Below are 26,833 nucleotides of genomic sequence, written 5' to 3'. Positions count from 1 at the left end.
GTGCGCATCGCGATCTAGCCGTCGCGCGGCGCAGGATGGGACAGATAGGCAAGGCGCTTCATCTCGCGGCGTCCGCGAGTGACAGTATCCAAGATCAAGCCCGCCATGAATGACAGGGTTGCGATGATCATGATTGCAGAGGCCAAAATTGCCGAAGGAACACGTGGCACTAATCCGGATGCAACAAATTCGGTTAAGATCGGGTAGCCGATGATCACGGACAACAGCGCCAAAAGCACCGCAATACCGCCAAAAAACGGCAAAGGCCGTTCTTCTTTGACCAGCGATACAATCACCTTCAAAATGCGCACCCCGTCGCGAATTGTATTCAATTTGCTGTCGGACCCCGGCAAGCGGTCGATATAGACCGTGTCGTGATCCGCGATGGGCATCCGCAGTTCAAGCGCGTGCACGGTCAATTCTGTTTCGATCTCAAACCCATGCGAAAGCGCAGGGAAGCTTTTGACGAAACGACGCGAGAAAATCCGGTATCCGGTCAGCATATCGCTGGTCCGACGACCAAAAATCGCGGCAACTAAACCTGTCAGCATCCAGTTCCCAAGACGGTGGCCGGGGCGGTAAGCCTCTTGAATTTCGGTCACGCGGCAACCGCTGACCATATCAAGCGATTCCTGTCTAAGCTTGGCAATCATCGCGCCTGCGGCGCCAGCCTCGTAGGTGTTGTCGCCATCAACCAGCACGTAAATATCCGCGTCGATATCTGCAAACATCCGGCGCACGACATTACCTTTGCCCTGTTGCGGCTCTGAGCGGACAATTGCACCTGCGGCCTTGGCCACGGCGACCGTGTCATCCGAAGAGTTGTTGTCGTAGACATAGATATCCGCGCCCGGCAGCGCCTTTTTGAAGTCCGCAACGACAAGGCCAATCGGCTTGGCCTCATTATAGCAGGGAATCAGAACTACGACTTTATCATCGGATTGAGACACGTGAACGGTCCGTCATTAGGCTTACATTAGACTGCTGTATAAATGAGCAATCAAAACCTTAACAGTGATAACTTCATACCGCCTTTTGTGGACAAAAACGGGTGGCAATGCTGCCGCAGTCTAAACCGCGATATTGTCGATCAAACGCACGCCCGCCAACCATGCTGCCGCAAACAGCCGCGCGCCGGGTTCGGTTTTGTTCAACAGCCCAAGATCGGTCCCATCGCGCAATTCAAGATAGTCGATATCATTGAAACCCGCGGCAAAGATGCGAGCACGTGCTTCGGCGCCGACCTCTGTCATAGCGGCGCCTGTAAGCAACTGATCACGCAAATCTTCCATCACCTCGGCAAGGATCGGGGCAAATACGCGTGAGCGATCTGACAACAACAGGTTGCGCGAAGACATCGCAAGCCCGTCTTCTTCGCGGATGGTCGGGCAGCCGACGACCTCGATCGGGATGTCCAAATCCTTGGCCAGACGGCGCACGATCTGCAACTGCTGATAGTCTTTTTCGCCAAAAAACGCTTTGTCCGCGCTTGATTGTAAGAACAGCTTGGGAACGACAGTCGCGACGCCGTCAAAATGACCCGGGCGGGTCGCACCGCATAGCATATCCGTCAGCCCGGACACGGTGACCGTCGTCGCGAACCCGTCAGGGTAAATCTGATCCGCGTCAGGCACATAGATCAGATCCACACCCGTAGATTCCAATTTGCGCGCGTCGTCATGTTCCGTGCGCGGATAGTTTTCAAGATCATCAGGATTGTTGAACTGCTTGGGGTTCACAAAAATCGTCACGATCACGCGGTCGCAGGTTTTGCGCGCGGCACGCGCCAGCGACAAATGCCCCTGATGCAACGCCCCCATCGTGGGAACGACACCAATAGTTTCGCCAGCTTTGCGCCAAATGGCTGTCTGCGCACGTAACCCCGCAAGGGTCCGCTCAATCGGTGCGATCATGTCTTGGGGGCCTTGTCTGCAAAAATATGCTCGGGTGCAGGAAAGCTACGCGCGCGAACTTCATCAGCATAGGCCGCGATCGCTTTCTCTGCATCATCGCCAAGATGCGCGTAGCGTTTCACGAACTTCGCCTTAAACGCGGTGAACAGGCCCAGCATGTCGTCCACGACAAGAATTTGTCCGTCACAGCCCGCACTTGCGCCGATCCCGATGGTCGGGATTTCAATCGTGTCGGTGATTTCATTGGCAAGGTTTTCAGGCACTTTTTCGAGCACAACGGCAAAGGCCCCGGCATCAGCGACGGCTTGGGCATCAGCGATCAATGCGGTCGCGCCAGTATTGCCCCGCCCTTGAACCTTGTAGCCACCTAGCGTGTTCACCGACTGCGGCGTAAGCCCGACATGCGCCATCACAGGAATGCCGCGATCAACAAGAAACGCGATAGTTTCTGCCATTGCAACGCCGCCTTCAAGCTTCACCGCGCCTGCGCTTGTTTCACGCATCAGATGTGCCGCGTTGCGAAACGCTTGCTCGGGGCTTTCCTCGTAGGACCCAAACGGCATATCGATCACCATCATCGCGCTATTCAACCCGCGTGCGACGGCCTGACCATGCATGATCATCATCTCCATCGTCACGCCAAGCGTCGACGGCAACCCATGTAGAACCATGCCAACACTGTCGCCCACCAAAACAAAGTCACAGTGATCATCCATCATCTGCGCCATTGGCGTTGTATAGGCAGTCAGGCTGACCAAAGGCGTGCCGCCTTTTGCCGCCAGAATATCAACGGGCAAAGGGGCTCGTTTTTTTGCGGTTGCGCTCATCTGGTCCTCCAAACGGATACGAAAGTTAACCCCCGTTACCAGCGAAACCACGCGCTTTCCAGCATCTAGCGATGCGACAAAGTTGATTTTACCCAACGTTGAAGGGAAATACTGGTGAAGGGCAAGTAAACTTGGGGCTACAAACACCACGAACGCAACCATTCACAACGATCGATGCTAATGTCTGCTGTGCGGACGAAGCGACTTCATGAGAAGTGCAAGCCTTACTCTCCAAAGTCGCAACTTTTTGTGGCTTCGTCCCAACGGCCCCCCGAATCCAAGCAACTGTCTACCTGAAGAAAAGCCTTATCGATCAACCAGATCAAACCAACGACGATGACGACGCCAACACCCAATCTTCTCGCAATTTTCATTCTTTACGCCAAATCATTGTATTCAGAAAAGTCTCATCGGTTCGGCCTGTTCTGTCAACAAGGGCTCAAACCCGACATTCGCCGCGAAATGCTGTCGCGTCTGATTGTTGGTTTGTTTGGGGAAATCGTTCCGGAAACTTGACGATAAACACTGTCTGTTTTCAATGCATTGGTGGAACCCAAGACACCGAAAAGAAAACCCGCCCCGGATCATATCCGCGGCGGGCCATAACATAGTTTAGTTCAGCGCTGCATCGGTGATGACGCTTGTCCAAGCGCCTTCCGGCGCGGCAGAGATCACAGGATCAGAACCGCCAGCAAGCAGCGTATCAACGGTGCGCTGGTAGTCAGCTGGGTCCAAAGCGCCGTTTGACCCTGCGGTCAGCTTGGCGATTTCACCCATCATGCGGATTTGTGCGGCTTCGGTCTGCGCACCTGTTTCATCGTTATCTAGCACGATGCCAGCGGCGGCTTCTGGGTTTGCTTCGGCCCATTTCCAACCTTCCATGGACGCACGCACGAAGCGGACCATTTTGTCAACGAACTCCGGATCTTCGAGGTTCTCTTCCAGCGCGTAAATGCCATCTTCAAGCGTCGCAACACCCTGATCTTCGTAGGCAAATGTGATCAGCTCATCCGGGGAAACACCTGCATCAAGCACCTGACCATATTCGTTGTACGTCATTGTCGAAATACAATCAGCCTGACGTTGCAGCAGCGGATCAACGTTAAAGCCTTGCTTAAGAACGGTGACACCGTCTTCGCCGCCATCGGTAGAAATGCCTTCTTGTGACATCCATGATAGGAACGGATATTCGTTACCAAAGAACCAAACACCGATGGTTTTACCAGGGAAGTCTGCGACGCTTTCAATGCCGGAATCCTTCCAGCATGTCAGCATCAAACCTGATGTTTTGAACGGCTGCGCGATGTTCACAACTGGCAGACCTTTTTCACGGGCGGCCAGTGCGGATGGCATCCAGTTCAGCATCACGTCAGCGCCGCCACCGGCCAAAACTTGCGGAGGTGCGATGTCTGGGCCGCCGGGCAGAATTGTCACGTCAAGACCTTCGGCCTCGTAGAAACCTTGATCAAGTGCGACGTAATAGCCCGCAAACTGTGCCTGTGTGACCCACTGCAATTGCAGCGTCACATCGTTTTCGCCCGCAATCGCCGGGCTGCCAAGACCTGCGGCAAGCGCCGCCGCTGTCATAAGTTTTTTCATTTTGACCTCCAAGTCAGTTAGCGCCCATTTGCGGGCATTCGTGTTATTTCCTTTGTGACGGGTGCCAGAATGTGACCCGCCCTTCGATCCACGCCATCAGCCCATAAAGTGAACTGCCAGCAATCGCGGCTATGACAATTTCAGCCCAGACCATATCTAACGCAAGCTGCCCGACACTTGTTGAGATACGAAACCCCATCCCAACCGTCGGAGAGCCGAAAAATTCAGCAACGATGGCACCAATAAGCGCTAGGGTTGTGGCAATTTTCAACCCGTTAAAAATAAACGGCATTGCGGCAGGCAGTCGCAGTTTAAACAATGTCGGCCAATAGCCTGCGCCGTATGTGCGCATCAGGTCGCGCTGCATGACCGTCGTGTCCCGCAATCCAGCAACCGTGTTCACCAAAATAGGGAAAAACACCATGACGCCCACAACGGCGGCTTTGGATTCCCAATCGCTGCCCAGCCATTTCACAAAGATAGGCGCGGTGCCGACAATGGGCAGTGCGGCCATAAATCCACCCACGGGCAGAATGCCGCGCGTCAAGAATTCGGACCGATCCGCAAGGATTGCGACGCCAAAGGCAGCGATCCCACCGATGATGTACCCTGTCGCCGCACCTTTGATGACGGTCTGTTCAAAATCGGCCCAAAGTCGAGGCCCCTCTTGCATCAACCGTTCGCCAATGATCGAAGGCGCCGGCAGGATGACGGCCGAGATATCAAGCATCCGTACCAGCCATTCCCACATCAACAGCAAAGTCACGCCAAAGATGATAGGCGCCAAAATTTGCACAAAACGCATGTTTGACTGCGGCCCATTTGCTAACCGCGTGTTGACAAACCAACCCACAGCCCAAATGCCCAACGCACCAATAATACCTGCCCAAATCATGCCTGCACCATCCCCATCCGACGCAGGGTCAGACGTTCCAACAGACTAAACAACCCGACCAATGCCGCTGCTGTGATGGCGGCTGCAAAAAGCGCCGCCCATGTCACCAACGGTTGCCCGTATTGATCGCCAACCAGCATCCGCGCCCCAAAACCGGCGCGTGCACCTGTTGGCAATTCCGCGACAATCGCGCCGACAAGCGACGCCGAAATGCCGATCTTTAGCGAAGCAAACAAATAGGGCACAGAGGCCGGGAGCCGGAGTTTCCAGAACCCCTGCGACGGGCTCGCGTGATAGGTCCTCAGCAAATCAAGCTGCATGCCATCGGGGCTACGCAGACCTTTGACCATGCCGACGACGACGGGGAAAAAGCTGAGGTAGGCACTAATAATCGCCTTAGGGAACAATCCCTGAATGCCGATAGATCCCAGCATCACAATGATCATCGGCGCAAGCGCGAGGATCGGAATTGTCTGGCTGGCGATGGCCCATGGCATCACGCTCATATCCATCGCGCGATTGTAAACGATCCCTACGGCCAGCAGAATGCCAAGACTGGTTCCGATTCCAAAGCCCAGCAAAGTCGCCGAAAGCGTGACCCAACCGTGATAGACCAGTGACCGTTTTGAAGTGATTTTTTTAAGTACAATCGTGTTCCACATCTCAACGGCCACCTGATGCGGCGAAGGAAGACGTGGGCGCTCTTGGACGAATGTCGCGGCGATAAGGCTTGGATTACGCAGAGTCAGACCAAGGCCAGTGTACTCTTGCCGCGCGGCAGGCGTATCGGGTGACACAACCACCCCATCACGCTGTGCCTGATCCGCGGTCAAATGCATATTCATCGGCACAACGGCCAATACCCAAAGCATTAGGATCGCGCCAACAACCGTCAGAACAGGAAGAATGGATTTCATCGGTTCCACTCCATCGTGATTTCGTCAATGCCATCCTCGCCCATCCAAGCATCCCCGATCTGAATAAATCCATGTCGGCGATAGAACCTATGTGCCCGATCATTTGCGGCATGTGTGTTGAGCTTAAGATAGTCGCGGTTTTCTTTGGCCCGGGCCAACAAGGCGGCGCCGCCCCCCTGCCCTGTGTTTTCAACGTAAAAACCCCAAATATGGCTTTCCGCAGGATCAAGCGACAAATACCCTTCGACAGGATCACCGAGCACATAGGCCTCGCGCATGGGGAACCCCTTGGTCAACGCATCAACAATTGCATCTGGGGCAAGCGTGCGCGGCATCCAAGAGGTTCTATCGATCCAACCGTTCACTATGGCACCGCAGGACGGGCCATCAGCGGCGACCGCGCGCCGTATTGTTGTTTCACCCATCCAAATGCCCCGCGCGCAGACCGTCACGCACGCGGTGCGCAATTTCGATGAATTCAGCACTATCGCGAATGTCCAAGGGACGCTCTTTCGGCAAGGGGCTTTCGATCACATCGGTGATCCGGCCCGGGCGTGGGGACATCACAACGATCTTTGTCGACAGGTAAACCGCCTCTGGTATCGAATGTGTGACAAATCCAATGGTTTTTTCGGTCCGCGCCCAAAGCTGCAAAAGCTGTTCATTCAGGTGGTCACGCACGATTTCATCAAGCGCACCAAAGGGTTCATCCATCAGCAAAATATCGGCATCAAACGCCAGCGCACGCGCAATAGACGCGCGCTGCTGCATCCCCCCAGAGAGCTGCCATGGGAATTTATTTTCAAACCCGGCCAGATCAACCAGTTCTAACACCCGTTCCACTCGCGCAGCTTGATCGCCTTTACTAAAGCCCATGATTTCAAGCGGCAGGCGAATATTGCCGCCAATCGTGCGCCACGGGTATAGCCCTGCCGCCTGAAACACATAGCCATAAGCGCGCGCTTTGCGGGCTTCTTCGGGGGTCATCCCGTTCACTGTGAGCGTACCAGCGGTTGGGGTTTCCAACCCCGCCATACAGCGCAAGAACGTGGTTTTCCCGCAGCCAGACGGGCCAATAAAACTGACAAAGTCACCCTTATTGATTTCTAGGTTCACGTCCTTAAGCGCATGCACTGGGCCGTCGTTGGTTTGGAACGTCAGGTCAAGTCCCTGCGCGTTAATGATCGTTTGCTGGCTCACTGCTCTCGTACTTTCTTTTTACTTATACGCCACTTGCCGGGATGCCCGAGCGCTGAACGGGACGTGGGTTAGTCACTTCTTTCCAAGATGACAGTGCTTTGTTCACGGCCGTATTGGGTGCGCGCTTGACGAATTTACCGTGGCCTTCCTCGGCACGCATTTCACCGTCATAAATTGCCACCTGACCGCGTGTCAGGGTAAAGCGCGGCAAGCCTTTGACCTCTTTGCCTTCGAATACGTTGTAGTCAATCGCTGATACTTGCGTGTCGGCTGTGATCGTTTTGGATTTTTCCGGATCCCAGACCACCAAATCCGCATCAGCGCCCACAAGAACCGCACCTTTTTTCGGGTAGCAATTCAAGATTTTCGCGATATTGGTTGATGTCACGGCAACAAATTCATTCATCGTCAAACGGCCTGTCGCGACGCCGTGGGTCCAAAGCATCGGCATCCGATCTTCAAGCCCGCCAGTCCCGTTCGGAATTTTCGTAAAATCGTCGATTCCATTGCGTTTTTGTTCTGTCGTAAAGGCGCAGTGGTCAGTCGCGACAACCGACAATGATCCGCTTTGCAGACCCGCCCACAGGCTGTCTTGGTGTTGTTTGTTGCGGAACGGCGGCGACATCACGCGGCGCGCAGCGTGGTCCCAATCTTGGTTGAAATATTCACTTTCGTCCAACGTCAGATGCTGGATCAGCGGCTCGCCCCAAACGCGCTTGCCTTGCATACGCGCACGGCGGATGGCCTCGTGACTATCTTCGCAAGACGTGTGCACCACATAAAGCGGCACACCCGCCATGTCGGCAATCATGATGGCGCGGTTTGTGGCCTCACCTTCGACCTGCGGGGGGCGTGAATAGGCGTGCGCCTCGGGACCTGTGTTGCCTTCGGCCAGCAGTTTCGCGGACAGTTCCGCTACGACATCGCCGTTTTCAGCGTGTACCATCGCGATGCCGCCCAATTCGCTCAGGCGTTTGAACGACGAATACATTTCATCATCGTTCACCATCAGAGCGCCTTTGTAGGCCATAAAGTGTTTGAACGTGTTGATGCCACGCTCTTTTACGACGCTTTCCATCTCGTCAAAGACTTGCTCTCCCCACCATGTCACCGCCATGTGGAAGGAATAGTCGCAAGCCGCACGGCCTGATTTATTGTCCCACATTTTTAGCGCGTCATGCAGACCTTGGCCCGGGCTAGGCAGCGCGAAATCGACAACCATCGTGGTGCCGCCAGCAAGCGCTGCACGCGTGCCGCTTTCAAAGTCATCGGTGGAATAGGTGCCCATAAACGGCATTTCGAGGTGCGTATGCGGGTCGATCCCGCCGGGCATGACATAGCAACCAGTTGCATCTAGCTCTTCGGCACCCGAAAGGTTCTGGCCTATCTCGATGATCGTGCCATTTTCAATCAATACATCCGCCTTATAGGTCAGGTCGGCTGTAACAATGGTTCCGTTTTTGATGACTGTAGTCATGGCGGTGGCTCCTTTAGGCGCTTAAATCAGGTAAACAGATCGGGGCACCGCTATCGTCATTCACGGTAAACAGGCTGGCCCCGTAGGTATAAAAATAGCACCCGTTGGTGTCGCGGTTCACTTCGGACATATCGATGTCCGGGGGAATAAACGCAGCAACATCGGCGGGTATCGCGATTGGGTCGACAGACGGCAGCCCACAGGCTGATAGCAATGCGAGGGCGACCAATGCCGCCCCGCGCCTTACCAGGCTTGTTTGCTGGCAACCTATCATCAGCTGACGACTTCCGCGGTTTCAATAACCGCGTGGAACAGCACATCAGCCCCGGCAGCAGCCCATTCTGGACTAATTTCTTCGGCCTCATTGTGGCTGAGGCCATCAACACAGGGGCACATGACCATCGCCGTCGGTGCCAATCGGTTGATCCAACAAGCATCGTGGCCCGCGCCGGAAATGATATCGGTGTGCGTGTACCCCAAACGGTCCGCTGCATCGCGCACCGCTTTCACGCAGGTCGGATCGAACGTGACCGGGTCAAAGTGACCAACGGCCTCAATCTCCATTTGCAGACCCAATTCTTCGATAATTGGCACCGCTTCGGCCTCAAGCCGGGCTTTCATGCCATCGAGCTTTTCCTGATCAGGCGAACGGAAATCAATGGTAAACACCGTTTTTCCGGGGATCACATTGCGTGAGTTGGGGTATACATCGCAGTGGCCAATTGCGCCAACCGCACCGGGCTGGTTTTCCATCGCGATTGTGTGGACCAATTCCGTGATCCGCGCCATGCCAAGCCCCGCATTCACCCGCATATTCATCGGGGTAGACCCGGTGTGGGCATCTTTGCCGGTTAGTGTGACTTCTAGCCACCATAGCCCTTGGCCGTGTGTAACGACGCCAATTTGCTTATTTTCCGCCTCAAGGATCGGGCCTTGTTCAATATGCAGTTCAAAGAACGCATGCATCTTGCGGTCGCCAGTGGTTTCTTCGCCTTTCCAGCCAATCCGCGCCAGCTCATCGCCGAATTTCTTGCCTTCTGCATCTTCGCGATCATAAGCCCAATCTTGGGCATGCATCCCTGCAAAAACACCAGAGGCCAGCATCGCTGGGGCAAAACGCGTACCTTCTTCGTTGGTCCAATTGGTCACGACGATGGGGTGTTTGGTCTTGATATCGAGATCATTCATCGTACGCAGGATTTCCAAACCGCCCAACACACCAAGCACACCGTCATATTTGCCACCCGTAGGCTGCGTATCCAAATGCGATCCAACGTATACCGGAAGCGCATCCGGGTCCGTGCCTTCGCGGCGGGCGAACATATTGCCCATCTGATCCAACCCCATCGAACAGCCCGCATCCTTGCACCAATTTTGGAACAGGTGACGGCCTTCGCTGTCGGCATCAGTCAATGTTTGGCGGTTGTTCCCGCCGGCAACGCCGGGGCCAATTTTCGCCATCTCCATAAGACTATCCCACAAACGTGCGCCGTTGATCTTTAAGTTTTGGCCTGGGGCTGTCATGAAGTGTCTCCGCATATGTTCGTCGTGATTTGACCAACTGGTCAAAGAGAGGCTATCAGAGACGAAGGCCCAGTCAAGTTTTCTGCGCAAAAGACACGCATATGCTGTAAAAGAAAACAGTTATACCGAGTAGTCAAAGTAGACGCCCAAAAAATGAGCAGTTACCCATCATGAACAAGCCTGAAACCCGTATTCAACAACGCAATCGCGCGGCTATTATGTCTGCCGGGCTTGAAGTTTTTTCACAGTTTGGGCTGCGTGGATCGACGCTCGATCAAATCGCTGAAGCCGCAGGGCTATCAAAGCCGAATCTGCTTTATTATTTTCGGTCGAAAGATGCGATTTACACGGCCCTTCTCGAAAAGCTTTTGGAAACTTGGCTTGACCCGCTGCTTAAGTTGGATCCGCAAGGCGACCCGATCCAAGAGGTTTTAGGCTATGTGCGTCGCAAGCTCACCATGAGCAAAGAGTACCCGCGCGAAAGCCGCCTTTTTGCAAATGAAATTCTGCTGGGCGCGCCGCATATCGCGGAGCACCTTAGCAAAGATTTGCGGGCACTGGTCACGGAAAAAGCCGTGGTGATTAGGGAATGGGAAGCTGCGGGCAAAATTGCACCTGTCGATCCCTACCATCTGATATTCTCGATCTGGTCAACGACGCAGCACTACGCCGATTTTGATGTGCAGGTGCGGGCTGTTTTGGGCGGCATTGATCCGTTTGACGATGCGATGAAATATCTCGACACGCTGTTTCGTCGGATGTTAACGCCGCCAAAGGCGTAAAAATGGCCTTGGCAGATTTTCCGTCAAGGCCCTTTTCCGTGTCTATTCCGCCGCAAAGTTGCTCGGATTATTGGGATGCGTTGTCCAATTTGCGTAGTCTTTTTCGACAATTTTCCCGGTGCGTGGATCTATTTCACCGGGGGTTATTGCTTCCATTGTGATGCAGTTTTCAATTGGGCAGACATCAACGCAAAGATTACAGGCAACACATTCTTCATCGATGACGCTAAACGTGCGGTCTTCTGACATTGCGATTGCTTGGTGGCTGGTGTCTTCGCAGGCCGCATAGCAGCGCCCGCATTTAATGCAATCATCTTGGCTAATTTTGGCTTTGGCCACGTAGTTCAGGTTTAGGTACTGCCAATCCGTCACGTTTGGCACGGCCATCCCAACAAAATCAGCGGTCGAGGTATAGCCCTTTTCATCCATCCATTGGGACAGGCCGCTGATCATTTCTTCAACGATCTTAAAGCCATAGGTCATCACAGCCGTACAAACCTGCACGTTACCACAGCCCAACGCCATAAATTCAGCCGCGTCACGCCATGTTGTCACACCGCCAATGCCGGAAATCGGGAGACCATGTGTGCCGGGATCGCGGGCAATTTCAGATACCATGCTCATCGCAATGGGTTTCACCGCCGGGCCGCAATACCCGCCGTGCGTGCCTTTGCCGTCAATCGTCGGCTGTGGTGCCATCGCGTCAAGATCAACGCTGGTGATGGAATTGATCGTGTTGATCAGGCTCACCGCATCGGCCCCGCCATTTTTGGCGGCTTGGGCTGGTTTACGTACGTCCGTGATGTTTGGCGTCAGCTTAACGATGACAGGCTTGTCATAGTATTTCTTGCACCATTCCGTGACCATCTGAATGTATTCAGGCACTTGACCGACAGCCGATCCCATACCCCGTTCGGCCATGCCATGCGGGCAACCAAAATTCAGCTCAATCCCGTCAGCGCCCGTTGCTGCGACCTTTGGTAGGATCGCTTTCCAAGCGTCTTCTTCGCAAGGGACCATGATTGACACAATGATGGCGCGGTCAGGGTAATCCGCTTTGACGCGGGTGATTTCATCAAGGTTAGTTTGCAGATCGCGATCCGTGATCAATTCGATATTGTTCAGCCCGAGCAACCGCCGATCGGCACCGTAAATCGCGCCATAGCGTGGGCCGTTCACGTTCACCACTGGCGGCCCTTCAGCCCCAAGTGTTTTCCAAACGACACCGCCCCATCCTGCCTCGAACGCGCGACGGACGTTGTATTCTTTATCCGTTGGCGGGGCCGAGGCCAGCCAGAAAGGATTCGGAGATTTGATGCCCAAGAAATCTGTTGTTAGATCAGCCATTTTAGTTGCTCCCCATCAAGGTTGCATGAATATCCATTGCCGCGTCGCGACCTTCGGCAACGGCAGTGACCGTCAAATCATCACCGCCGCTTGCGCAATCGCCGCCGGCCCAAACACCTGCAACGCTGGTGCGCCCGGTTTCGGTCACCGCGATTTTGCGGCCTGACAATTCAAGCCCAGCGTCGGTTTCAAGCGTCTGGCCAATAGCCTTAAACACTTGATCGGCCTGCAACCGGATCATTTCACCGGTACCTTTCAGACCGTTGCCATCATCACTTGTGTATTCCAGTTCAACCTCGCGCACTGTGCCATTGCCGCGCAGTGCGACAGGTTGAACGTTGAACATCAACCGCACGCCCTTAGAGGCAGCAAGATCTTGTTCATAGGAGCTTGCGCTCATACCTTCACGGCCACGACGATAGGCGATTGTGACGTTCTGCGCACCAAGCAGTTTGGACTGCACAGCCGCATCCACGGCGGTCATACCACCCCCGATCACAACGACATCGCGGCCAACGGGCAATTTGGTCAGGTCACTGGATTGACGCAGTGCTTTGATGAAATCAACAGCATCTTCGACGCCGTTCTTGTCTTCACCGGGGGTGTGCAGCGCGTTTACGCCGCCCAGACCAACCGCAAGGAAGACAGCGTCGAAATCCGCCTGCAACTGGTCAAGCGACAGATCCGCGCCCAACCGTTTGCCGTTTTCAACCGTTATCCCACCAATGCCCAGCAGCCAGTCAACTTCGCGCGCAGCAAAGTCATCCGTCGATTTGTAGGCAGCGATTCCATATTCGTTTAGCCCACCTGATTTTGGCAGCGCATCAAACATCGCAACATCATGGCCAAGCATCGCAAGACGGTGCGCGCTTGCCAGCCCGGCAGGTCCGGCACCAACAACGGCGACGGTCTTACCGGTGGCCGCTGCACGATCGTAAGGGTGGCTTTGCTTTGCCATCAGCTTATCCGTCGCGTGGCGTTGCAGGCGGCCAATTTCAACCGGTTTACCTTCAGCGGCTTCGCGCACGCAGGCTTGTTCACAGAGCTCTTCTGTCGGACAAACGCGGGCGCACATACCGCCAAGAATGTTCTGATCGAAAATCGTTTTCGCTGCCGCCTCGGCAGTGCCGGTGCTGATCTGGCGAATAAACAGCGGAATATCAATCGACGTCGGGCAAGCCGTCATGCAGGGCGCATCATGGCAAAAATAGCAGCGATCTGCGGCGACGGAGGCCTCGTGCGGGGCAAGTGGAGCGTGCAAATCCGCGAAGTGAGTCTCGACGGTTTCAGAAGGTAATCGCGCTGCGGCGATACCCGGAGTCATTTGGCTGGACATTTGATCTTCCTGTCGTGGCTTGTTCGCGTAGCTTTGCACAGGTTTATTTTTTATCAAATGGTAAATTTTTGAATTTGGGAAATAATTTGAACTCGTCAGAGCACACAGATCCTACTCAATAACATTTTATCTTTATGTTTCAGAATACTACCCGGAACATCATTTACCTTATTCCCGCGACTGTTCGCGAAGTCAGTCCGAAATTGCAAAGCAAAGGCGTCGAAATATTCACCAAACCCTAGACGAGTCCATGAAATATTTGGGTCGTATTGTGCCCACCGGACTTGCGAACCCCCCTCCACTCCGGCACCTAAGACACATGAAATATTCGGTTTTGACATTTGGATACGGCTATAGCGCCCAAGCGCTCGGGCGTGTTTTGCTCCAACAAGGCCACAGCATTTTGGGCACAACCCGGGGTGAGCCCACCCCGGCCGACGGCGCGCAAATCGTGCAATGGCCGGGAACGGATATGACGGCCGCACTGGATGCGGCGACACATCTTTTGATTTCTATCGCCCCCGATGCGGCCGGCGACCCGGTATTGGCCGCACTGCAAGACGAAATTACCGCCCGTGCAGCACAATTCAAATGGGTGGGCTACCTGTCTACTACCGGTGTTTACGGCGATCATAACGGCGGTTGGGTCGATGAAACGACCGCGCTGTCCCCTGCAACCAAACGCGGCATCGCGCGGGTCAAGGCAGAGGCCGCTTGGGCCGCGATCCCCGATATTCCGCTGCATATCTTCCGGCTTGCGGGCATCTATGGCCCCGGCCGCGGTCCGTTCGCGAAAGTACGCAATGGTACAGCCCGCCGGATTATCAAAGAGAACCAAGTTTTTAGCCGCACCCACGTCGATGACATCGCCCAAGTGCTCGCGGCCTCGATGGCCCGTCCAAACCCCGGTGCGATCTACAATGTTTGCGATGACGACCCCGCCCCGCCGCAAGATGTGATGGGCTACGCGGCCGACCTATTAGGCCTGCCGTTGCCGCCTGCGATAGATTTCGAAACCGCCGAGATGACCCCGATGGCGCGCAGTTTTTATGCTGAAAGCAAGAAAGTGCGTAACGACAGGATCAAATCTGAGCTGGGTGTGAAACTTCTATATCCCGATTATCGATCCGGACTTAAGGCGCTGCTGGCACAGGAAAAGCCCGCCTAACACCCCACGCGATTGCCGCAAACAGCAGCAGCAACACAATCGCGATGGCGATGTTTGATCCGTAGAATACCATGCGCTGCGGCAGTTCGAGATCGTTCAAGAAACGGTAGGGCAAACCGCTCGTCACGGTACCAACGGGCGATGGATTCAGCGGACCCACAACAAATTCAGCCCAAAGAACATAACTGCCAATCACCCCAACCAACCACGCGAATGCAGGTGCTAAACGCCGATAACTGCGGTGAATAAAGATCGTATCAATAAGCTGCAGCAATGGCCCGAACAAATGCAAATAGAGCTCAAGGTGCCATGCCATCAATTGGCCATCGCTGGTCACCGAAGTTGGATCACCAAAATACAGGCGCCAAAACAAGAATACGACCATCGCGTTGATGACCGATGTCATGCAAACGAAGCCGTCCCAACGCTTGTCAGAACGGCCTTCTTGAATCGCCATCATGCGGCTGGCTGCAAAGAACGATGCAAACAGCGCCCAGATCGTCAGATAACGGGCGGGCCCTCCAAAACCATCATAGCCGCCAAAGACCAGTGTCCGCAGAACATAGCCCCCCGCCAGCAAGAATACCGCCCAGCGGTAGAAATGAATAAAGCGCGCCATATGAATTCCTCCTCGTGCAGGGACGTTGCGTTGAATTTCGCGAGGCGTCTATGATGACGCAGCGTCTGCTGCAAAATCCACCGCGAGCCAATGCGCAGGCGTCAATCTGCCCATGCAGACCGAGCTAACCCTTGCCGATCACAGCCAAAGACCGCATATCGATCCTGTTTTTGCACCTAAGGGACACGACATGACTTTGCGCCAAAGAACTGCAACACTGCTGAACACGCCTCTGTTTGTTAACCTGATCATCGGCGTGATTGTGTTTAATGCCATTATCCTTGGGCTCGAAACTTCAAAACCATTGATGGCGCGCGTCGGCAGGTTGATCACCTTGTTGGACCAGCTGTGTTTGACCATTTTTGTGATCGAATTGCTGGCCAAGCTCTTTGCTTCTGGGCCGCGATTTTTTCGCAGCGGCTGGAACATCTTTGACTTTGTGATTGTCGGCGTATCGCTGCTGCCCGGCGGCGGCGGCTTGTCGGTGCTGCGTGCGTTGCGTATCTTTCGCGTGATGCGCGTTATCTCTGTGGTGCCGTCTCTGCGGCGTGTCGTCGAAGGGTTCATTACCGCTCTGCCCGGCATGGGATCCGTATTCCTGCTGATGGGCATCGTCTTTTATATCGGGTCCGTCATGGCGACAAAACTATTCGGCGATAGCTTCCCGGAATGGTTCGGCAGTCTGGGCCAATCGGGTTATTCTCTATTTCAGATCATGACACTCGAAAGCTGGTCGATGGGAATCGTCCGCCCCATCATGGAAGTCTACCCATACGCTTGGGCGTTTTTTGTACCCTTCATCTTGGTCACAACATTTGCCGTTGTGAACCTGCTGGTCGGTTTGATCGTCAATTCGATGCAAGACGCCCACGCCGAAGAAGACAACGCCGCGACAGATGCTTACCGTGACGACGTGATGGCCAAACTGGACGCGATTGAAAAGCGGTTAGCCGGTCTGGATAAATAGCTACGGTTAAGCCCGCTTTTCCAGACTCGCCACCCCGAGCACATCCAAAACCTTCGCTTCGATATCTGAGGCATTCAGCCCGGCGGTATCATACATCGCGCGGGGGCTGGCCTGATCGATGAACGTATCAGGTAAAACCATGGACCGGAATTTCAGGCCCTGATCGAACACGCCCTCATCCGAAAGCATTTGCGCAACATGCGATCCAAAACCGCCGACGCTGCCTTCTTCGATGCAGATCAGCGCCTCGTGGTCAGCGGCAAGTTTAAGGATCATGTCCTTATCCAACGGCTTGGCGAAACGCGCATCTGCGACCGTTGGTGTAATTCCTTTGGCAGAAAGCGCTTCACTCGCGGCGGTAACTTCTTGTAGGCGTGTCCCGAATGACAGGATCGCAACCCGCGATCCTTGCGTGATCATGCGGCCTTTGCCGATTTCCAACAGGTCTGGGTTTTGTGGTATCTCGACGCCAACACCTTCGCCGCGCGGAAAACGGAACGCAATCGGGCCATCATCATAGGCGGCGGCTGTTGCGACCATACGCACTAACTCAGCTTCATCCGCAGCGGCCATCACAACGATTCCCGGCAGGTTCGCAAGAAACGCCACATCAAAGGCTCCGGCATGGGTCGCGCCATCCGCACCGACAAGCCCAGCGCGATCAATCGCAAAACGGACTGGCAAGCGCTGGATCGCCACATCATGTACAACCTGATCGTAACCACGTTGCAGGAAGGTCGAATACAGCGCACAAAATGGGCGCATCCCCCCTGCAGCAAGCCCCGCGCAGAATGTCACCGCGTGCTGCTCTGCAATGCCGACATCAAAACACCGGCTAGCATAGCGTGCCATAAAGCGGTCCAACCCGGTGCCATCAGGCATCGCCGCCGTCACCGCGCAAATTTTCGGATCGTCCGCTGCTAGTTTGATCAGCGTATCCGAAAAAACAGATGTATACGACGGTGCATTGCTCGGCGCTTTTTTCTGTTCGCCAGTGATCACATCAAACTTGCCGCGCGCATGCCCTTTATCGTCGGCGCCCTCGGCGGGGGCATAGCCTTTGCCCTTTTTGGTAATCGCGTGGATCAGAATTGGGCCGTCTGCGCGATCTTTGACGGTGCGCAATACGGACAAGAGTTGATCCATGTCGTGCCCATCAATGGGGCCAAGGTAAGAAAAGCCCAGTTCCTCGAACAAGGTGCCGCCAACGGTCATATGCTTGAGCATATCTTTAGCACGCCGCGCGCCTTCACGAAATGGTTCGGGCAGCAGTGACACTGCCCCTTTGGCCGCCGCCTTGAATTCTTGAAATGGTTCGCCTGCGTAAAGCCGCGATAGATACGACGACATCGCACCTGTCGGTGGGGCAATCGACATTTCGTTGTCGTTTAGGATCACGATCAAACGCTTTCCCAGATGACCGGCGTTATTCAGCGCCTCATAAGCCATACCGGCCGACATCGCACCGTCGCCAATCACGGCAATCGCATCGCCACCTTCGCCGCCCAAATCACGCGCTACGGCAAAACCCAACGCCGCAGAAATCGACGTGCTCGAATGGGCCGCGCCAAAGGGGTCATAGGGGCTTTCAGAGCGCTTGGTGAACCCCGACAACCCGCCTTCTGTGCGCAGGGTACGGATACGGTCACGCCGTCCTGTCAGGATTTTATGCGGATAGCATTGGTGCGATACATCCCAAATGATCTTATCTTTCGGGGTATCAAACACCGCATGCATCGCGACCGTCATTTCGACAACGCCAAGGCCCGCGCCAAGGTGACCACCAGTGACAGAGACAGCGGCGATCGTTTCGGCCCGTAGATCATCGGCCAATTGGCGCAATTCGGCATCCGTCAGTTGCTTCATATCCGCTGGCGTGTTCACACGGTCCAAAACGGGTGTATGTGGCTGGCTGGTCATCGTCGCTACCCTTTAGTGCGTCCGCGCAATCACAAAACGCGCGGCTTCTTTTAACGTATCGGCGTCGTCGCCATAGATAGATAGCGCATCGCAAGCCTCTTGCACCAGATCACTTGCGCGGCGTTTCGCCCCATCAAGACCTAGCAAAGAAACAAATGTCGCCTTGCCCGCATCCGCATCTTTGCCAACGGCCTTGCCGACCTGATCCGCATCGCCGATCACATCCAACACATCATCCCAAATCTGAAACGCAAGGCCCAGCGCATCGCCATAGCGTTGTAACGCAGATGCATCTGCTTGGGCCAACCGCGCGCCAGACATTGCCGACCAATTGATCAACGCCCCGGTTTTACCAGCCTGCAACGCAGTGATTTCGTCCAAGCTCAACGGTATATGCGCGGTTTCCGCAGCAATATCAGCCGCCTGACCGCCCACCATGCCGCGAACGCCAGATGCTTGGGCCAGAGTCTGTGCAAGCAAAATACGTGCATCAGCGGCAGCATCCACCTGCAACACGCACTCAAATGCCATCGCCTGCAAAGCATCACCGACAAGCACAGCCGTCGCCTCATCCCATTTCACATGTACCGTCGGCAGGCCGCGCCGCAAGTTATCATCATCCATGCAGGGCAGATCATCATGCACCAAAGAATAGGCGTGCATACATTCAATCGCTGCCGCTGCGGGCAGGGCTGTCGTCACACCATGCAATCTGGCGGATTCCAGCACCAGAAAGGCGCGCAGCGCTTTGCCGCCTTGAGTCGCATAGATCATACCCTGCGCGATAGTCCCTGGCTGGTCGGCCAAAACCGCTGCAATATAGGATTGCGTCAGCGCTGCGGCTTCGCCCAGCGCAGATCGAAAGGTATCAGCCATCAAGCGGCGCGGTCCCTTTGGGGGTACCGTTTTCATCAAAGGCAATCTTGGCAACTTTTTCTTCGGCCGCTTTCAACTGCGCCTCGCAGCGCGCTTTCAATGCAGCACCACGTTCGTAGAGGGCAATCGATTGATCAAGCGCCACATCCCCGCGTTCCAGCTGACCGACAACGGCCTCCAGCTCTTTCATCGCGTCTTCAAAGCTCATTTCTTCGACTGGCGTGGTCATCGGCCTCTTTCCTCTAATACGCTGATATGGGCACGCGCCGCGTCACCCAATGCCTGTAGGTCATAGCCACCTTCCAGCATAGACACAACGCGCCCCGCACAATGTTCATCCGCCAAATCGCACAGGCGCTCAGTCACCCATGCAACATCAGCTGTGCGCAGTTTCATCCCCGCCAATGGATCATCCTCGTGTGCATCAAATCCTGCGGAAATCAGCAAAAGTTGCGGAGAGAAGGCAGCGACACGCGGGAACACTTGGGTTTCCATCGCCGTGCGAAACGCGTCTGATCCGGCCCCTTCTGGCAAAGGCACATTCACCACGTTACCGACACCTGTTTCATGCGCGGCACCCGTGCCGGGGTATAGCGGCGATTGATGGGTCGAGCAAAACAAAATACGTGGGTCTTCTTCAACCAAATCCTGGGTGCCATTACCGTGATGCACGTCAAAATCCACAATTGCGACACGGTCCAACCCGTGATGACCCAACGCATATTTCGCCGCAATCGCAGTATTGCCAAAGAAACAAAACCCCATCGCCGTTTCACGTTCAGCGTGATGGCCCGGTGGGCGGGTCGCAACAAAAGCACTTGCAACCTCGCCCACCATTACCAAGTCAACGGCACGCACACCGCCGCCCGCCGCACGATATGCCGCTTGCAGCGTGCCAACAGACATATGCGTATCCGCATCCAAAGACACCCAGCCGTTTTCGGGGCCTGCATCTTTAATGCTATCAATATACGCCTTCGGATGGGCGCGCAGTAGATCATCTTCGGCGACCAAAGGCGCTTTGACCCGAATCAGATCCAGATCTTTCACGGCTCCTAAAACTGCGTCTAACCGGGCCACTTGCTCTGGATGACCGGGCGGGGTGACGTGATCATAGCATGCGTCATGGGTAATCAATGCGGTGGCCATTTGCCCCCCTATTTCTTTTTTCCCTTAAATACTCCCGCCAGAGGCGGGCTTTGCCAAGGTGCCGCTACTCCGGCGCAAGCATATAGCCCGCTCCGCGCACCGTTTGCAGGTAACGCGGTTGTTTCGGATCAACCTCGATCTTGCGGCGCAAACGGGTGATTTGCACATCCACGGCACGCTCTTGGGTTTGCCCGCCAGACCGGCTGAGTTCTTCGACCAGTTGCGCCCGCGAAATCGGCGCACCTGGGCTTGCCGAGAATATCCGCATCAATTGGCTTTCGGTCGCGGTGAGGCGCACGAGGTCTTCGCCACGCCACATTTCACCGCGTTCGATATCATAGCGAACCGGCCCCATATGCATGACCTTTGGCGCAACCGTTGCTGGCTCTGCCTCTGGAACGCGGCGCAAAATTGCATTGATGCGCAGCAATAGTTCTTTGGGTTCAAACGGCTTGGCAAGATAGTCATCCGCCCCCGCCTCAAGCCCCGAAATCCGGTCATCGGTTTCGGCTTTGGCGGTCAACAACATAATTGGGGTGGTGATCGTTTGGCGCAGGTCCCGACACAACGACACACCGTCTTCGCCCGGCATCATCACATCCAGAACGATCAGGTCAAATTCAAGCCCAGATAAAATGCGTCGCGCGTGTGCTGCATCACGTGCGGTCGTTACTAAGAAACCGTTACGGACCAAAAATTTACGCAAGAGGCTGCGAATGCGTTCGTCGTCATCGACAATGAGTAGATGTGCATCGTCAGCCTTCATTCCGTTCTTTCCTTCATCGCCTCAAAATGGTGGCGTGTCTGATCGTCCATCATCGCCTCCAACACCTGCCGAAACCCAGCCACGGCATCCGGCCCAACCTTGCGGTAGGCCGCCCGCATCCGGTCGCGCTGGGCGTCCGACAATGCACGTTCCAATTCCGCCCCGTCAGCCGTTAAGTGCAAATGCCGTTCGCGTTTGTCCTTTTGGCCGACAGTGCTGGCCACCAAACCGTCTTCTATCAATGTACGCAACACACGATTCAGCGATTGCTTTGTAACACCAAGAATAGAAAGGAGATTATTTACCGTCGTTCCGGGGCTACGATGAATAAAATGGATCGCGCGGTGATGCGCACGCCCATAAGATTTTTCCGCTAAGATACGATCTGGATCAGCAGTAAAACCGCGGTAGGCAAAAAACATCGCCTCGATCCCTTTACGCAATTGTTCATCAGTCAGGAATAATAGGCTTTGCCCTGTCTGTGCCTGCGGTCCATCACTCATGCGCTTTCCCCCTCGCGTTCAAGTCACAATACGTCAGCTTTATTGACTTTCCAAGAATCAACTGCTAGCGAATCCGCGAAAACACGCAATATAATGTCCAAATCGGACCTATTGTCGTAATAAATGCAAATTCTACGGGAGGCAACGATGGGCGCTGCATATGATGATCGTGACGGTAAAATCTGGATGGACGGCCAATTAGTTGAATGGCGCGACGCTAATGTCCACATCCTCACACATGCCATGCACTATGCGTCTTCCGTTTTTGAAGGCGAGCGTTGCTACGAAGGCAAGATCTTCAAATCAGTGGAGCATTCAGAGCGCCTGATCAAATCTGGTGAATTGCTAGATATGGAAATCCCTTATTCCGTCGCCGAAATCGAAAAAGCCAAATATGACGTGCTTGAGGCCAACGGCTGGACCGACGCCTATGTACGCGTTGTGGCTTGGCGCGGTGCTGGCGAAGATATGGGCGTTGCATCCAACAAAAACCCGGTGCGCATGGCCGTTGCCGCGTGGGAATGGGGTGCCTATTACGGCGACGCAAAGATGAAGGGCGCCAAGCTCGACATCGCGAAATGGAAACGCCCATCTCCCGAAACAATCCCAACTGCCGCCAAGGCCGCCGGTCTTTATATGATCTGCACCATGTCCAAACACGCAGCCGAGGCCAAAGGCTGCTCGGATGCGCTGTTCATGGACTATCGCGGCTATGTTGCCGAAGCGACGGGCGCGAACATCTTTTTTGTCAAAGACGGCGAGGTCCACACCCCCGATCCGGATGCGATCCTGAACGGAATCACCCGCCAGACCGTCATCGGCATGCTCGAGGCCAAAGGCATCAAGGTCCACGTCCGCCGCATCATGCCTGAAGAACTAGCTGATTTTGAACAATGCTGGCTAACGGGCACGGCCGCCGAAGTTACCCCCGTTGGGCAAATCGGTGATTACACATTCGAGGTCGGCGCGCTCACCCGTGAAATCGCGCAAGAATACGAACAGCTCGTACGCGCCTAAGATTGCCACTGTTTTGGCGCGCGGTACGCGTGCGTCAAACCGTCGCCGCCACGCTGACGTGCGCGCCGCTGTAAGGTCAGGCTTTGCAGCCTTGGTTTGCGGCAATGTGCGACCGCAAGCAACCGTTTCGTCGTAATTTCGGTGGGTTGATCAGGTTTATCCAGCAGATGTTTCATCTTTGATTCCTCCGTCATGGACGATCACTATACCACAATTTCCTCCTCATGGCGCCAATAACAGCGATGTCTTAATTTGTTACAGCGATCACATTTCAAATATTTGTCGCCTTCACGCCAGCCCTTCATTTGTAAATACAATATAAGGACCGCGTAATCAGTGTAGTGTGTCAATGAATCAACCGGTATCTAAGCCCACCCCGGGCCAATCTTTTAGCCTTCCGCAATCCGAAAACGCAATCAGACAGGTCCTGAAAGGGGCACCGCAAGATCTATGGCTTGATACCATCAGACGTGCGCGGTTTGCCTCGCATAATACGCTCATTTCTTGGATGCTGTGCCAGCCAGAATGCGATTTCGCGGTCGCTGCCCATGCCTTCTATCGCAGCAATCCAGCGCAGTATCTTGATTCGCCGACTGCCTTGCCGCCACACCCGAGTTCCGACCAAATTTTTGCGCGTTGCCTGATCAATTGGGATACCGGTTTCTTTCGCACCCATCGGCTAAAGGTCGAGGAACGTGATGCGCCGTTACGACATATTTCCATTATACATCAAAAGGTTATCGCGCGTCAGCGTGGGTCACTACCGTTTCGTATCCCGCTCCGTTTTTTGGATCCCAAAGGCGGAAAACCGTTGCAGCTCTCTGAAAGCTTGAACCCTGAAAACGCCCCTGATCTTTGGATCAAATATGCGCACGCTCAGTTAGATGTGCCCAGCACGGCACCGGGATTCCCTCGCAGAATTTCGGGGATCATGCGCAAGATTTCGCGCCGCTAACTGCCGACGTTGCCAGTAGCCTTGCGTTGCTGTGCGCGCTTAAGCCCCAAGCGTTGTTCGCGCCAGATAATCAAAACACCCGCCAGAATGACCACTGCCGCGCCCAAGATCATCGTGTGCGTCGGAACCTCGTCAAAGACAAAGTAACCGATTCCCAAAGCAAGAATCATTGAGCTGTAGTCAAAAGGCGCGACAAGCGACGCATCCGCAAAACGGTAGCTTGAAGTCAAAAATATCTGCCCCATGCCCCCGAGCAAGCCCGCCAAAACCAGCATCGACGCGGCGGCGGCAGAGGGCAGCACCCACCCCCATGGAATCGTCAACAGCGAGAGCAGCGCCGAGGTAATACTAAACCAAAATACGATCGCAGCAGTGCCTTCGGTCGCGACCAGTTTGCGCACAAACACCTGTGCCAAAGCAGCCATAACAGCCCCCATGAGCACGACAACCGCGCCCAATGTTTCCGATGTCCCCATTGACGCGCCCACTGACAGCCGTGGCGAAAGTACGATCAACACGCCAACCATCCCCAATGCCACCGCCGACAATCGAAAAATGCCAACCTGTTCGTTTAAAAACATCGCGGCGAACACGACCACGAGCAGCGGGGCCGCATAACCAATGGCCGTCACTTCAGGCAAGGGCAAAAGACCAAGCCCCGTGAACCCTAGGCCCATGGCCGTTGTGCCGACCAATCCACGCCAAAAATGACCCATTGGGTTGGCGGTTTTCCACCCGTTTTTCAGCTCTCCTCGCAGGGACAGCCATCCCAAAATGATCGGGATCGCAAAAAATGACCGAAAGAACACCGCTTCGCCCGGGGGCACCTCAGATGATGCAGCTTTGATCAGGCTCGCCATGGCCATAAACATGCATACCGACAGTACCTTAAGAAGAATTCCGCGCAGTGGCTGCATGTTTGTATCCTTTTGGGCACCTTAGTGCGACACACCAACACAATGAAGCCTTTATTGCTTGCTATCGCTCGGCGTTAAGCTATCCGATACGAAGTCACAATAAGAAGCATCCTATGCCCAAAGATAACACCGTTCTCCCCACCTCAAATGCCCGCGACTGGGTGCGCATTTTGGCCGGCTACCGCGAGCCAAACAGCCTGCGCAGCAGCCTTGAACTCGCGGTTAGCTTTGTTCCATTTGTGGGGCTTTGGGTGCTGGCATGTTGGGTCGCCCAATACAGCTATTTCGGGGCCTTCCTGATCTCAGCCCTGAATGGATGCTTTTTGCTGCGTCTTTTTTGCATTCAACACGACTGCGGGCATGGGTCGTTCTATGGCAACCGCACAGTCAGCGACTGGGTTGGACGCGTTTTGGGGGTGGTTACACTTACCCCCTATGACGTTTGGCGCCGCTCGCATTCGATCCACCATAGCCACGCAGGCGATCTTGATCACCGCGGCATCGGCGATGTGATGACACTGACCGTTGAAGAATATCACCAGCGCACCCCATTTGGTCGCTTTATGTACCGCGCGTATCGGCATCCGCTTGTCATGTTTGGGCTGGGGCCGACATATCTGTTCTTCCTGCAAAACCGCCTGCCACTTGGCTTGATGGATCAGGGCAAGAAATATTGGATTAGCGCAATGGGCACAAATGCAGCCATTGTCGCTGCACTCAGCATCATCGTCTACTTTGGCGGGTTTCAGGCATTGTTCCTTGTTTTCTTGCCCACAACACTGATTGCGGCCTCTGTGGGTGTTTGGCTGTTTTACGTCCAGCACCAGTTTGAAACAACGCAGTGGGATCATGAAGAGGATTGGCAACTGCACGAGGCCGCGCTGCACGGGAGTTCACACTATGATCTGCCGCCGATTTTGCGCTGGTTCACCGCCAATATCGGCATCCACCATGTGCACCACCTGTATAGCCGCATTCCATTCTATCGCCTGACAGAAGTTCTACGCGACCACGAAGAATTGGTAGAGGTCAGCCGTATGACCATTCTAGAAAGCTTGAAATGTGCGAGCCTTGATCTTTGGGACGAAAAGAAACGTCGCTTGGTGTCATTCGCCGCCGTGCGCCGCAACGCTACCTAGGCGCTCTAACGCCCAACGCGCCGCATCAGCGACGGCCGGGTCTGGATCTTCAACGAGTCGGGCGACTCCATCCGCAAGGCTGGGGTCGCCCGAATTGCCAATGGCATAAGCCACATTGCGCACAAAGCGGTCCCGCCCAATCCGTTTGATCGGGGACCCCGAAAACCGTGCGCGAAATGCGGTATCATCTAACCCGGCAAGTTCATCAAGCGGCGGCGCGATGAGATCCTCGCGCGCAGCATAACGTGCATCCCGACCTTCTTGCGCGAATTTGTTCCACGGGCACACGCCCAAACAATCATCGCACCCGTAAATGCGGTTCCCCATGAGGCCGCGCAATTCCGCGTCAACCGGGCCTTTATGTTCAATCGTCAGATACGAAATACAGCGCCGCGGATCGAGCTGATAGGGCGCGGGGAATGCATCGGTCGGACAGATATCCAAACACGCGGTGCAACTGCCACAATGGCTAACCTCAGCCGTGTCCGGTTCCAGCGCAACCGTCGTAAATATTGCGCCCAGAAAGAACCACGACCCCAGATCGCGCCCCAAGACATTGGTGTGTTTTCCCTGCCAGCCGAGCCCAGCGGCCTGTGCCAACGGCTTTTCCATCACGGGGGCCGTATCTACAAAAACCTTAATCTGCGCGTCAGGTACCTGTTCGATCAGCCAGCGCCCGACCCGTTTGAGTCGCTTTTTAACGATATCATGATAATCGCGCCCCTGCGCGTAAACGCTAATCGCAGCACGGTCTGGTTGTTCAAGCACCGCAAGCGGGTCATGTTCAGGCGTATAGGGCTCGGCCAACATGATCACGGACTTCGCTTCGGGCCATAGCGCGGCGGGGTTACCGCGCCAGTGCATTCGTTCGGCCATCCATGCCATTTGCCCGTGCATGTCGGCTGCGACAAAATCTGCCAAGCGCTCGGCTATTTCAGGCACCGCATCGGGGCGGCAAATACCAACTTTGGCGAACCCGGCCTCTTGGGCGTAGGTGATCAGGCGTTCTTTCACACCCGT

29 protein-coding genes are annotated in these 26,833 nt (G+C 54.9%); 6 read left to right on the top strand and 23 right to left on the bottom strand.

The window, feature by feature from the left end; all coding sequences use genetic code 11:
- Window positions 1-14: 14 nt before the first annotated feature.
- The 11 genes from Yoon_RS15100 to Yoon_RS15050 form a co-directional block, all read right to left on the bottom strand.
- Window positions 15-950 carry a glycosyltransferase family 2 protein gene (locus tag Yoon_RS15100; RefSeq protein WP_238113303.1) on the bottom strand — a complete coding sequence of 312 codons (936 nt, stop codon included), beginning with the start codon at window positions 948-950 and terminating at the stop codon, window positions 15-17.
- Between the two features lie 120 nt (window positions 951-1,070).
- Window positions 1,071-1,913, bottom strand: a complete 843-nt coding sequence (gene panC / locus Yoon_RS15095) for a pantoate--beta-alanine ligase (RefSeq protein WP_238113301.1) — start codon at window positions 1,911-1,913, stop codon at window positions 1,071-1,073.
- A complete protein-coding gene (gene panB, locus Yoon_RS15090; protein WP_238113299.1) occupies window positions 1,910-2,740 on the bottom strand; it encodes a 3-methyl-2-oxobutanoate hydroxymethyltransferase in 831 nt (276 codons plus the stop codon). Before panB ends, panC begins: the two co-directional genes overlap by 4 nt.
- Before the next feature lie 612 nt (window positions 2,741-3,352).
- Window positions 3,353-4,339: an ABC transporter substrate-binding protein gene (locus Yoon_RS15085; RefSeq protein WP_238113297.1), complete on the bottom strand. Its 987-nt coding sequence runs from the start codon at window positions 4,337-4,339 to the stop codon at window positions 3,353-3,355.
- Window positions 4,340-4,382: 43 nt separating this feature from the next.
- Window positions 4,383-5,234, bottom strand: coding sequence for an ABC transporter permease (locus Yoon_RS15080; protein WP_238113295.1), 852 nt, complete (start codon window positions 5,232-5,234; stop codon window positions 4,383-4,385).
- Window positions 5,231-6,151: an ABC transporter permease gene (locus Yoon_RS15075; protein WP_238113294.1), complete on the bottom strand. Its 921-nt coding sequence runs from the start codon at window positions 6,149-6,151 to the stop codon at window positions 5,231-5,233. Before Yoon_RS15075 ends, Yoon_RS15080 begins: the two co-directional genes overlap by 4 nt.
- On the bottom strand, window positions 6,148-6,576 hold the full coding sequence (locus tag Yoon_RS15070; protein WP_238113293.1) for a GNAT family N-acetyltransferase: 429 nt from the start codon (window positions 6,574-6,576) through the stop codon (window positions 6,148-6,150). The genes Yoon_RS15075 and Yoon_RS15070 overlap by 4 nt, the downstream gene beginning before the upstream one ends.
- A complete protein-coding gene (locus Yoon_RS15065) occupies window positions 6,569-7,351 on the bottom strand; it encodes an ABC transporter ATP-binding protein (protein ID WP_238113292.1) in 783 nt (260 codons plus the stop codon). Before Yoon_RS15065 ends, Yoon_RS15070 begins: the two co-directional genes overlap by 8 nt.
- A 22-nt stretch (window positions 7,352-7,373) precedes the next feature.
- Window positions 7,374-8,828, bottom strand: coding sequence for a dihydropyrimidinase (hydA, locus tag Yoon_RS15060; protein WP_238113291.1), 1,455 nt, complete (start codon window positions 8,826-8,828; stop codon window positions 7,374-7,376).
- 13 nt (window positions 8,829-8,841) lie between these two features.
- Window positions 8,842-9,057, bottom strand: coding sequence for a hypothetical protein (locus Yoon_RS15055; protein ID WP_238113290.1), 216 nt, complete (start codon window positions 9,055-9,057; stop codon window positions 8,842-8,844).
- 44 nt (window positions 9,058-9,101) lie between these two features.
- On the bottom strand, window positions 9,102-10,352 hold the full coding sequence (locus Yoon_RS15050) for a Zn-dependent hydrolase (RefSeq protein ID WP_238113289.1): 1,251 nt from the start codon (window positions 10,350-10,352) through the stop codon (window positions 9,102-9,104).
- A gap of 170 nt (window positions 10,353-10,522) precedes the next feature.
- Between Yoon_RS15050 and Yoon_RS15045 the strand changes: the two genes are divergently transcribed.
- Window positions 10,523-11,134: a TetR family transcriptional regulator C-terminal domain-containing protein gene (locus Yoon_RS15045; RefSeq protein ID WP_238113288.1), complete on the top strand. Its 612-nt coding sequence runs from the start codon at window positions 10,523-10,525 to the stop codon at window positions 11,132-11,134.
- A gap of 42 nt (window positions 11,135-11,176) precedes the next feature.
- Here Yoon_RS15045 and preA read toward each other — a convergent pair whose 3' ends face one another.
- Together preA and Yoon_RS15035 are read right to left on the bottom strand one after the other, a co-directional pair.
- A complete protein-coding gene (gene preA, locus Yoon_RS15040) occupies window positions 11,177-12,481 on the bottom strand; it encodes an NAD-dependent dihydropyrimidine dehydrogenase subunit PreA (protein ID WP_238113287.1) in 1,305 nt (434 codons plus the stop codon).
- Window position 12,482: 1 nt separating this feature from the next.
- Entirely contained in the window at window positions 12,483-13,817 is a 1,335-nt protein-coding gene (locus tag Yoon_RS15035; protein WP_238113286.1) for an NAD(P)-dependent oxidoreductase, read from the bottom strand.
- Window positions 13,818-14,136: 319 nt separating this feature from the next.
- Between Yoon_RS15035 and Yoon_RS15030 the strand changes: the two genes are divergently transcribed.
- The gene (locus tag Yoon_RS15030; RefSeq protein WP_238113284.1) at window positions 14,137-14,985 is read left to right on the top strand and encodes an SDR family oxidoreductase; all 849 of its coding nucleotides are present in this window, start codon (window positions 14,137-14,139) and stop codon (window positions 14,983-14,985) included.
- Here the strand turns inward: Yoon_RS15030 and Yoon_RS15025 are convergent.
- Window positions 14,951-15,604, bottom strand: a complete 654-nt coding sequence (locus tag Yoon_RS15025; protein ID WP_238113282.1) for an androgen-induced gene 1 family protein — start codon at window positions 15,602-15,604, stop codon at window positions 14,951-14,953. The two genes, Yoon_RS15030 and Yoon_RS15025, sit on opposite strands and share 35 nt — an antisense overlap.
- Window positions 15,605-15,794: 190 nt before the next feature.
- On the opposite strand from Yoon_RS15025, the gene Yoon_RS15020 reads away from it, so the two are divergent.
- A complete protein-coding gene (locus Yoon_RS15020) occupies window positions 15,795-16,571 on the top strand; it encodes an ion transporter (RefSeq protein ID WP_238113281.1) in 777 nt (258 codons plus the stop codon).
- Window positions 16,572-16,577: 6 nt separating this feature from the next.
- Here the strand turns inward: Yoon_RS15020 and dxs are convergent, their stop codons facing one another.
- The 6 genes from dxs to Yoon_RS14990 all read right to left on the bottom strand — a co-directional run bounded on the left by dxs (window position 16,578) and on the right by Yoon_RS14990 (window position 21,785).
- Window positions 16,578-18,491: a 1-deoxy-D-xylulose-5-phosphate synthase gene (gene dxs / locus Yoon_RS15015; protein WP_238113279.1), complete on the bottom strand. Its 1,914-nt coding sequence runs from the start codon at window positions 18,489-18,491 to the stop codon at window positions 16,578-16,580.
- 12 nt (window positions 18,492-18,503) lie between these two features.
- Window positions 18,504-19,367 (bottom strand): polyprenyl synthetase family protein, encoded by an 864-nt coding sequence (locus tag Yoon_RS15010; RefSeq protein ID WP_238113277.1) that lies wholly within the window; start codon window positions 19,365-19,367, stop codon window positions 18,504-18,506.
- A complete protein-coding gene (locus Yoon_RS15005; RefSeq protein WP_113776828.1) occupies window positions 19,360-19,596 on the bottom strand; it encodes an exodeoxyribonuclease VII small subunit in 237 nt (78 codons plus the stop codon). The genes Yoon_RS15010 and Yoon_RS15005 overlap by 8 nt, the downstream gene beginning before the upstream one ends.
- Entirely contained in the window at window positions 19,593-20,516 is a 924-nt protein-coding gene (locus Yoon_RS15000) for a histone deacetylase family protein (RefSeq protein WP_238113275.1), read from the bottom strand. The genes Yoon_RS15005 and Yoon_RS15000 overlap by 4 nt, the downstream gene beginning before the upstream one ends.
- 64 nt (window positions 20,517-20,580) lie before the next feature.
- Window positions 20,581-21,282, bottom strand: a complete 702-nt coding sequence (locus tag Yoon_RS14995) for a response regulator (RefSeq protein ID WP_238113273.1) — start codon at window positions 21,280-21,282, stop codon at window positions 20,581-20,583.
- A complete protein-coding gene (locus Yoon_RS14990; RefSeq protein WP_238113272.1) occupies window positions 21,279-21,785 on the bottom strand; it encodes a MarR family winged helix-turn-helix transcriptional regulator in 507 nt (168 codons plus the stop codon). Before Yoon_RS14990 ends, Yoon_RS14995 begins: the two co-directional genes overlap by 4 nt.
- Window positions 21,786-21,932: 147 nt before the next feature.
- Here Yoon_RS14990 and Yoon_RS14985 point away from each other — a divergent pair, with 147 nt between their 5' ends.
- Window positions 21,933-22,802 carry a branched-chain amino acid aminotransferase gene (locus tag Yoon_RS14985; protein ID WP_238113271.1) on the top strand — a complete coding sequence of 290 codons (870 nt, stop codon included), beginning with the start codon at window positions 21,933-21,935 and terminating at the stop codon, window positions 22,800-22,802.
- Here the strand turns inward: Yoon_RS14985 and Yoon_RS14980 are convergent.
- Window positions 22,799-22,978 carry a hypothetical protein gene (locus Yoon_RS14980; protein WP_238113270.1) on the bottom strand — a complete coding sequence of 60 codons (180 nt, stop codon included), beginning with the start codon at window positions 22,976-22,978 and terminating at the stop codon, window positions 22,799-22,801. The genes Yoon_RS14985 and Yoon_RS14980 overlap by 4 nt on opposite strands.
- Window positions 22,979-23,151: 173 nt before the next feature.
- Between Yoon_RS14980 and Yoon_RS14975 the strand changes: the two genes are divergently transcribed.
- Window positions 23,152-23,757: a hypothetical protein gene (locus tag Yoon_RS14975; RefSeq protein WP_238113269.1), complete on the top strand. Its 606-nt coding sequence runs from the start codon at window positions 23,152-23,154 to the stop codon at window positions 23,755-23,757.
- Here Yoon_RS14975 and Yoon_RS14970 read toward each other — a convergent pair.
- Window positions 23,754-24,674 (bottom strand): DMT family transporter, encoded by a 921-nt coding sequence (locus Yoon_RS14970; protein ID WP_238113268.1) that lies wholly within the window; start codon window positions 24,672-24,674, stop codon window positions 23,754-23,756. The two genes, Yoon_RS14975 and Yoon_RS14970, sit on opposite strands and share 4 nt — an antisense overlap.
- A gap of 113 nt (window positions 24,675-24,787) precedes the next feature.
- Between Yoon_RS14970 and Yoon_RS14965 the strand changes: the two genes are divergently transcribed.
- A complete protein-coding gene (locus tag Yoon_RS14965) occupies window positions 24,788-25,813 on the top strand; it encodes a fatty acid desaturase (protein WP_238113267.1) in 1,026 nt (341 codons plus the stop codon).
- Here Yoon_RS14965 and queG read toward each other — a convergent pair.
- Window positions 25,781-26,827 (bottom strand): tRNA epoxyqueuosine(34) reductase QueG, encoded by a 1,047-nt coding sequence (queG, locus tag Yoon_RS14960; RefSeq protein WP_238113266.1) that lies wholly within the window; start codon window positions 26,825-26,827, stop codon window positions 25,781-25,783. The genes Yoon_RS14965 and queG overlap by 33 nt on opposite strands.
- Window positions 26,828-26,833 lie beyond the last annotated feature (6 nt).

It is taken from the genome of Yoonia sp. I 8.24 (genome assembly GCF_022096995.1).
GTDB lineage: Bacteria > Pseudomonadota > Alphaproteobacteria > Rhodobacterales > Rhodobacteraceae > Yoonia.
The sequence above is the reverse complement of the archived record's forward strand: the minus strand, read 5'-3'. Positions and strand labels throughout refer to the sequence as shown.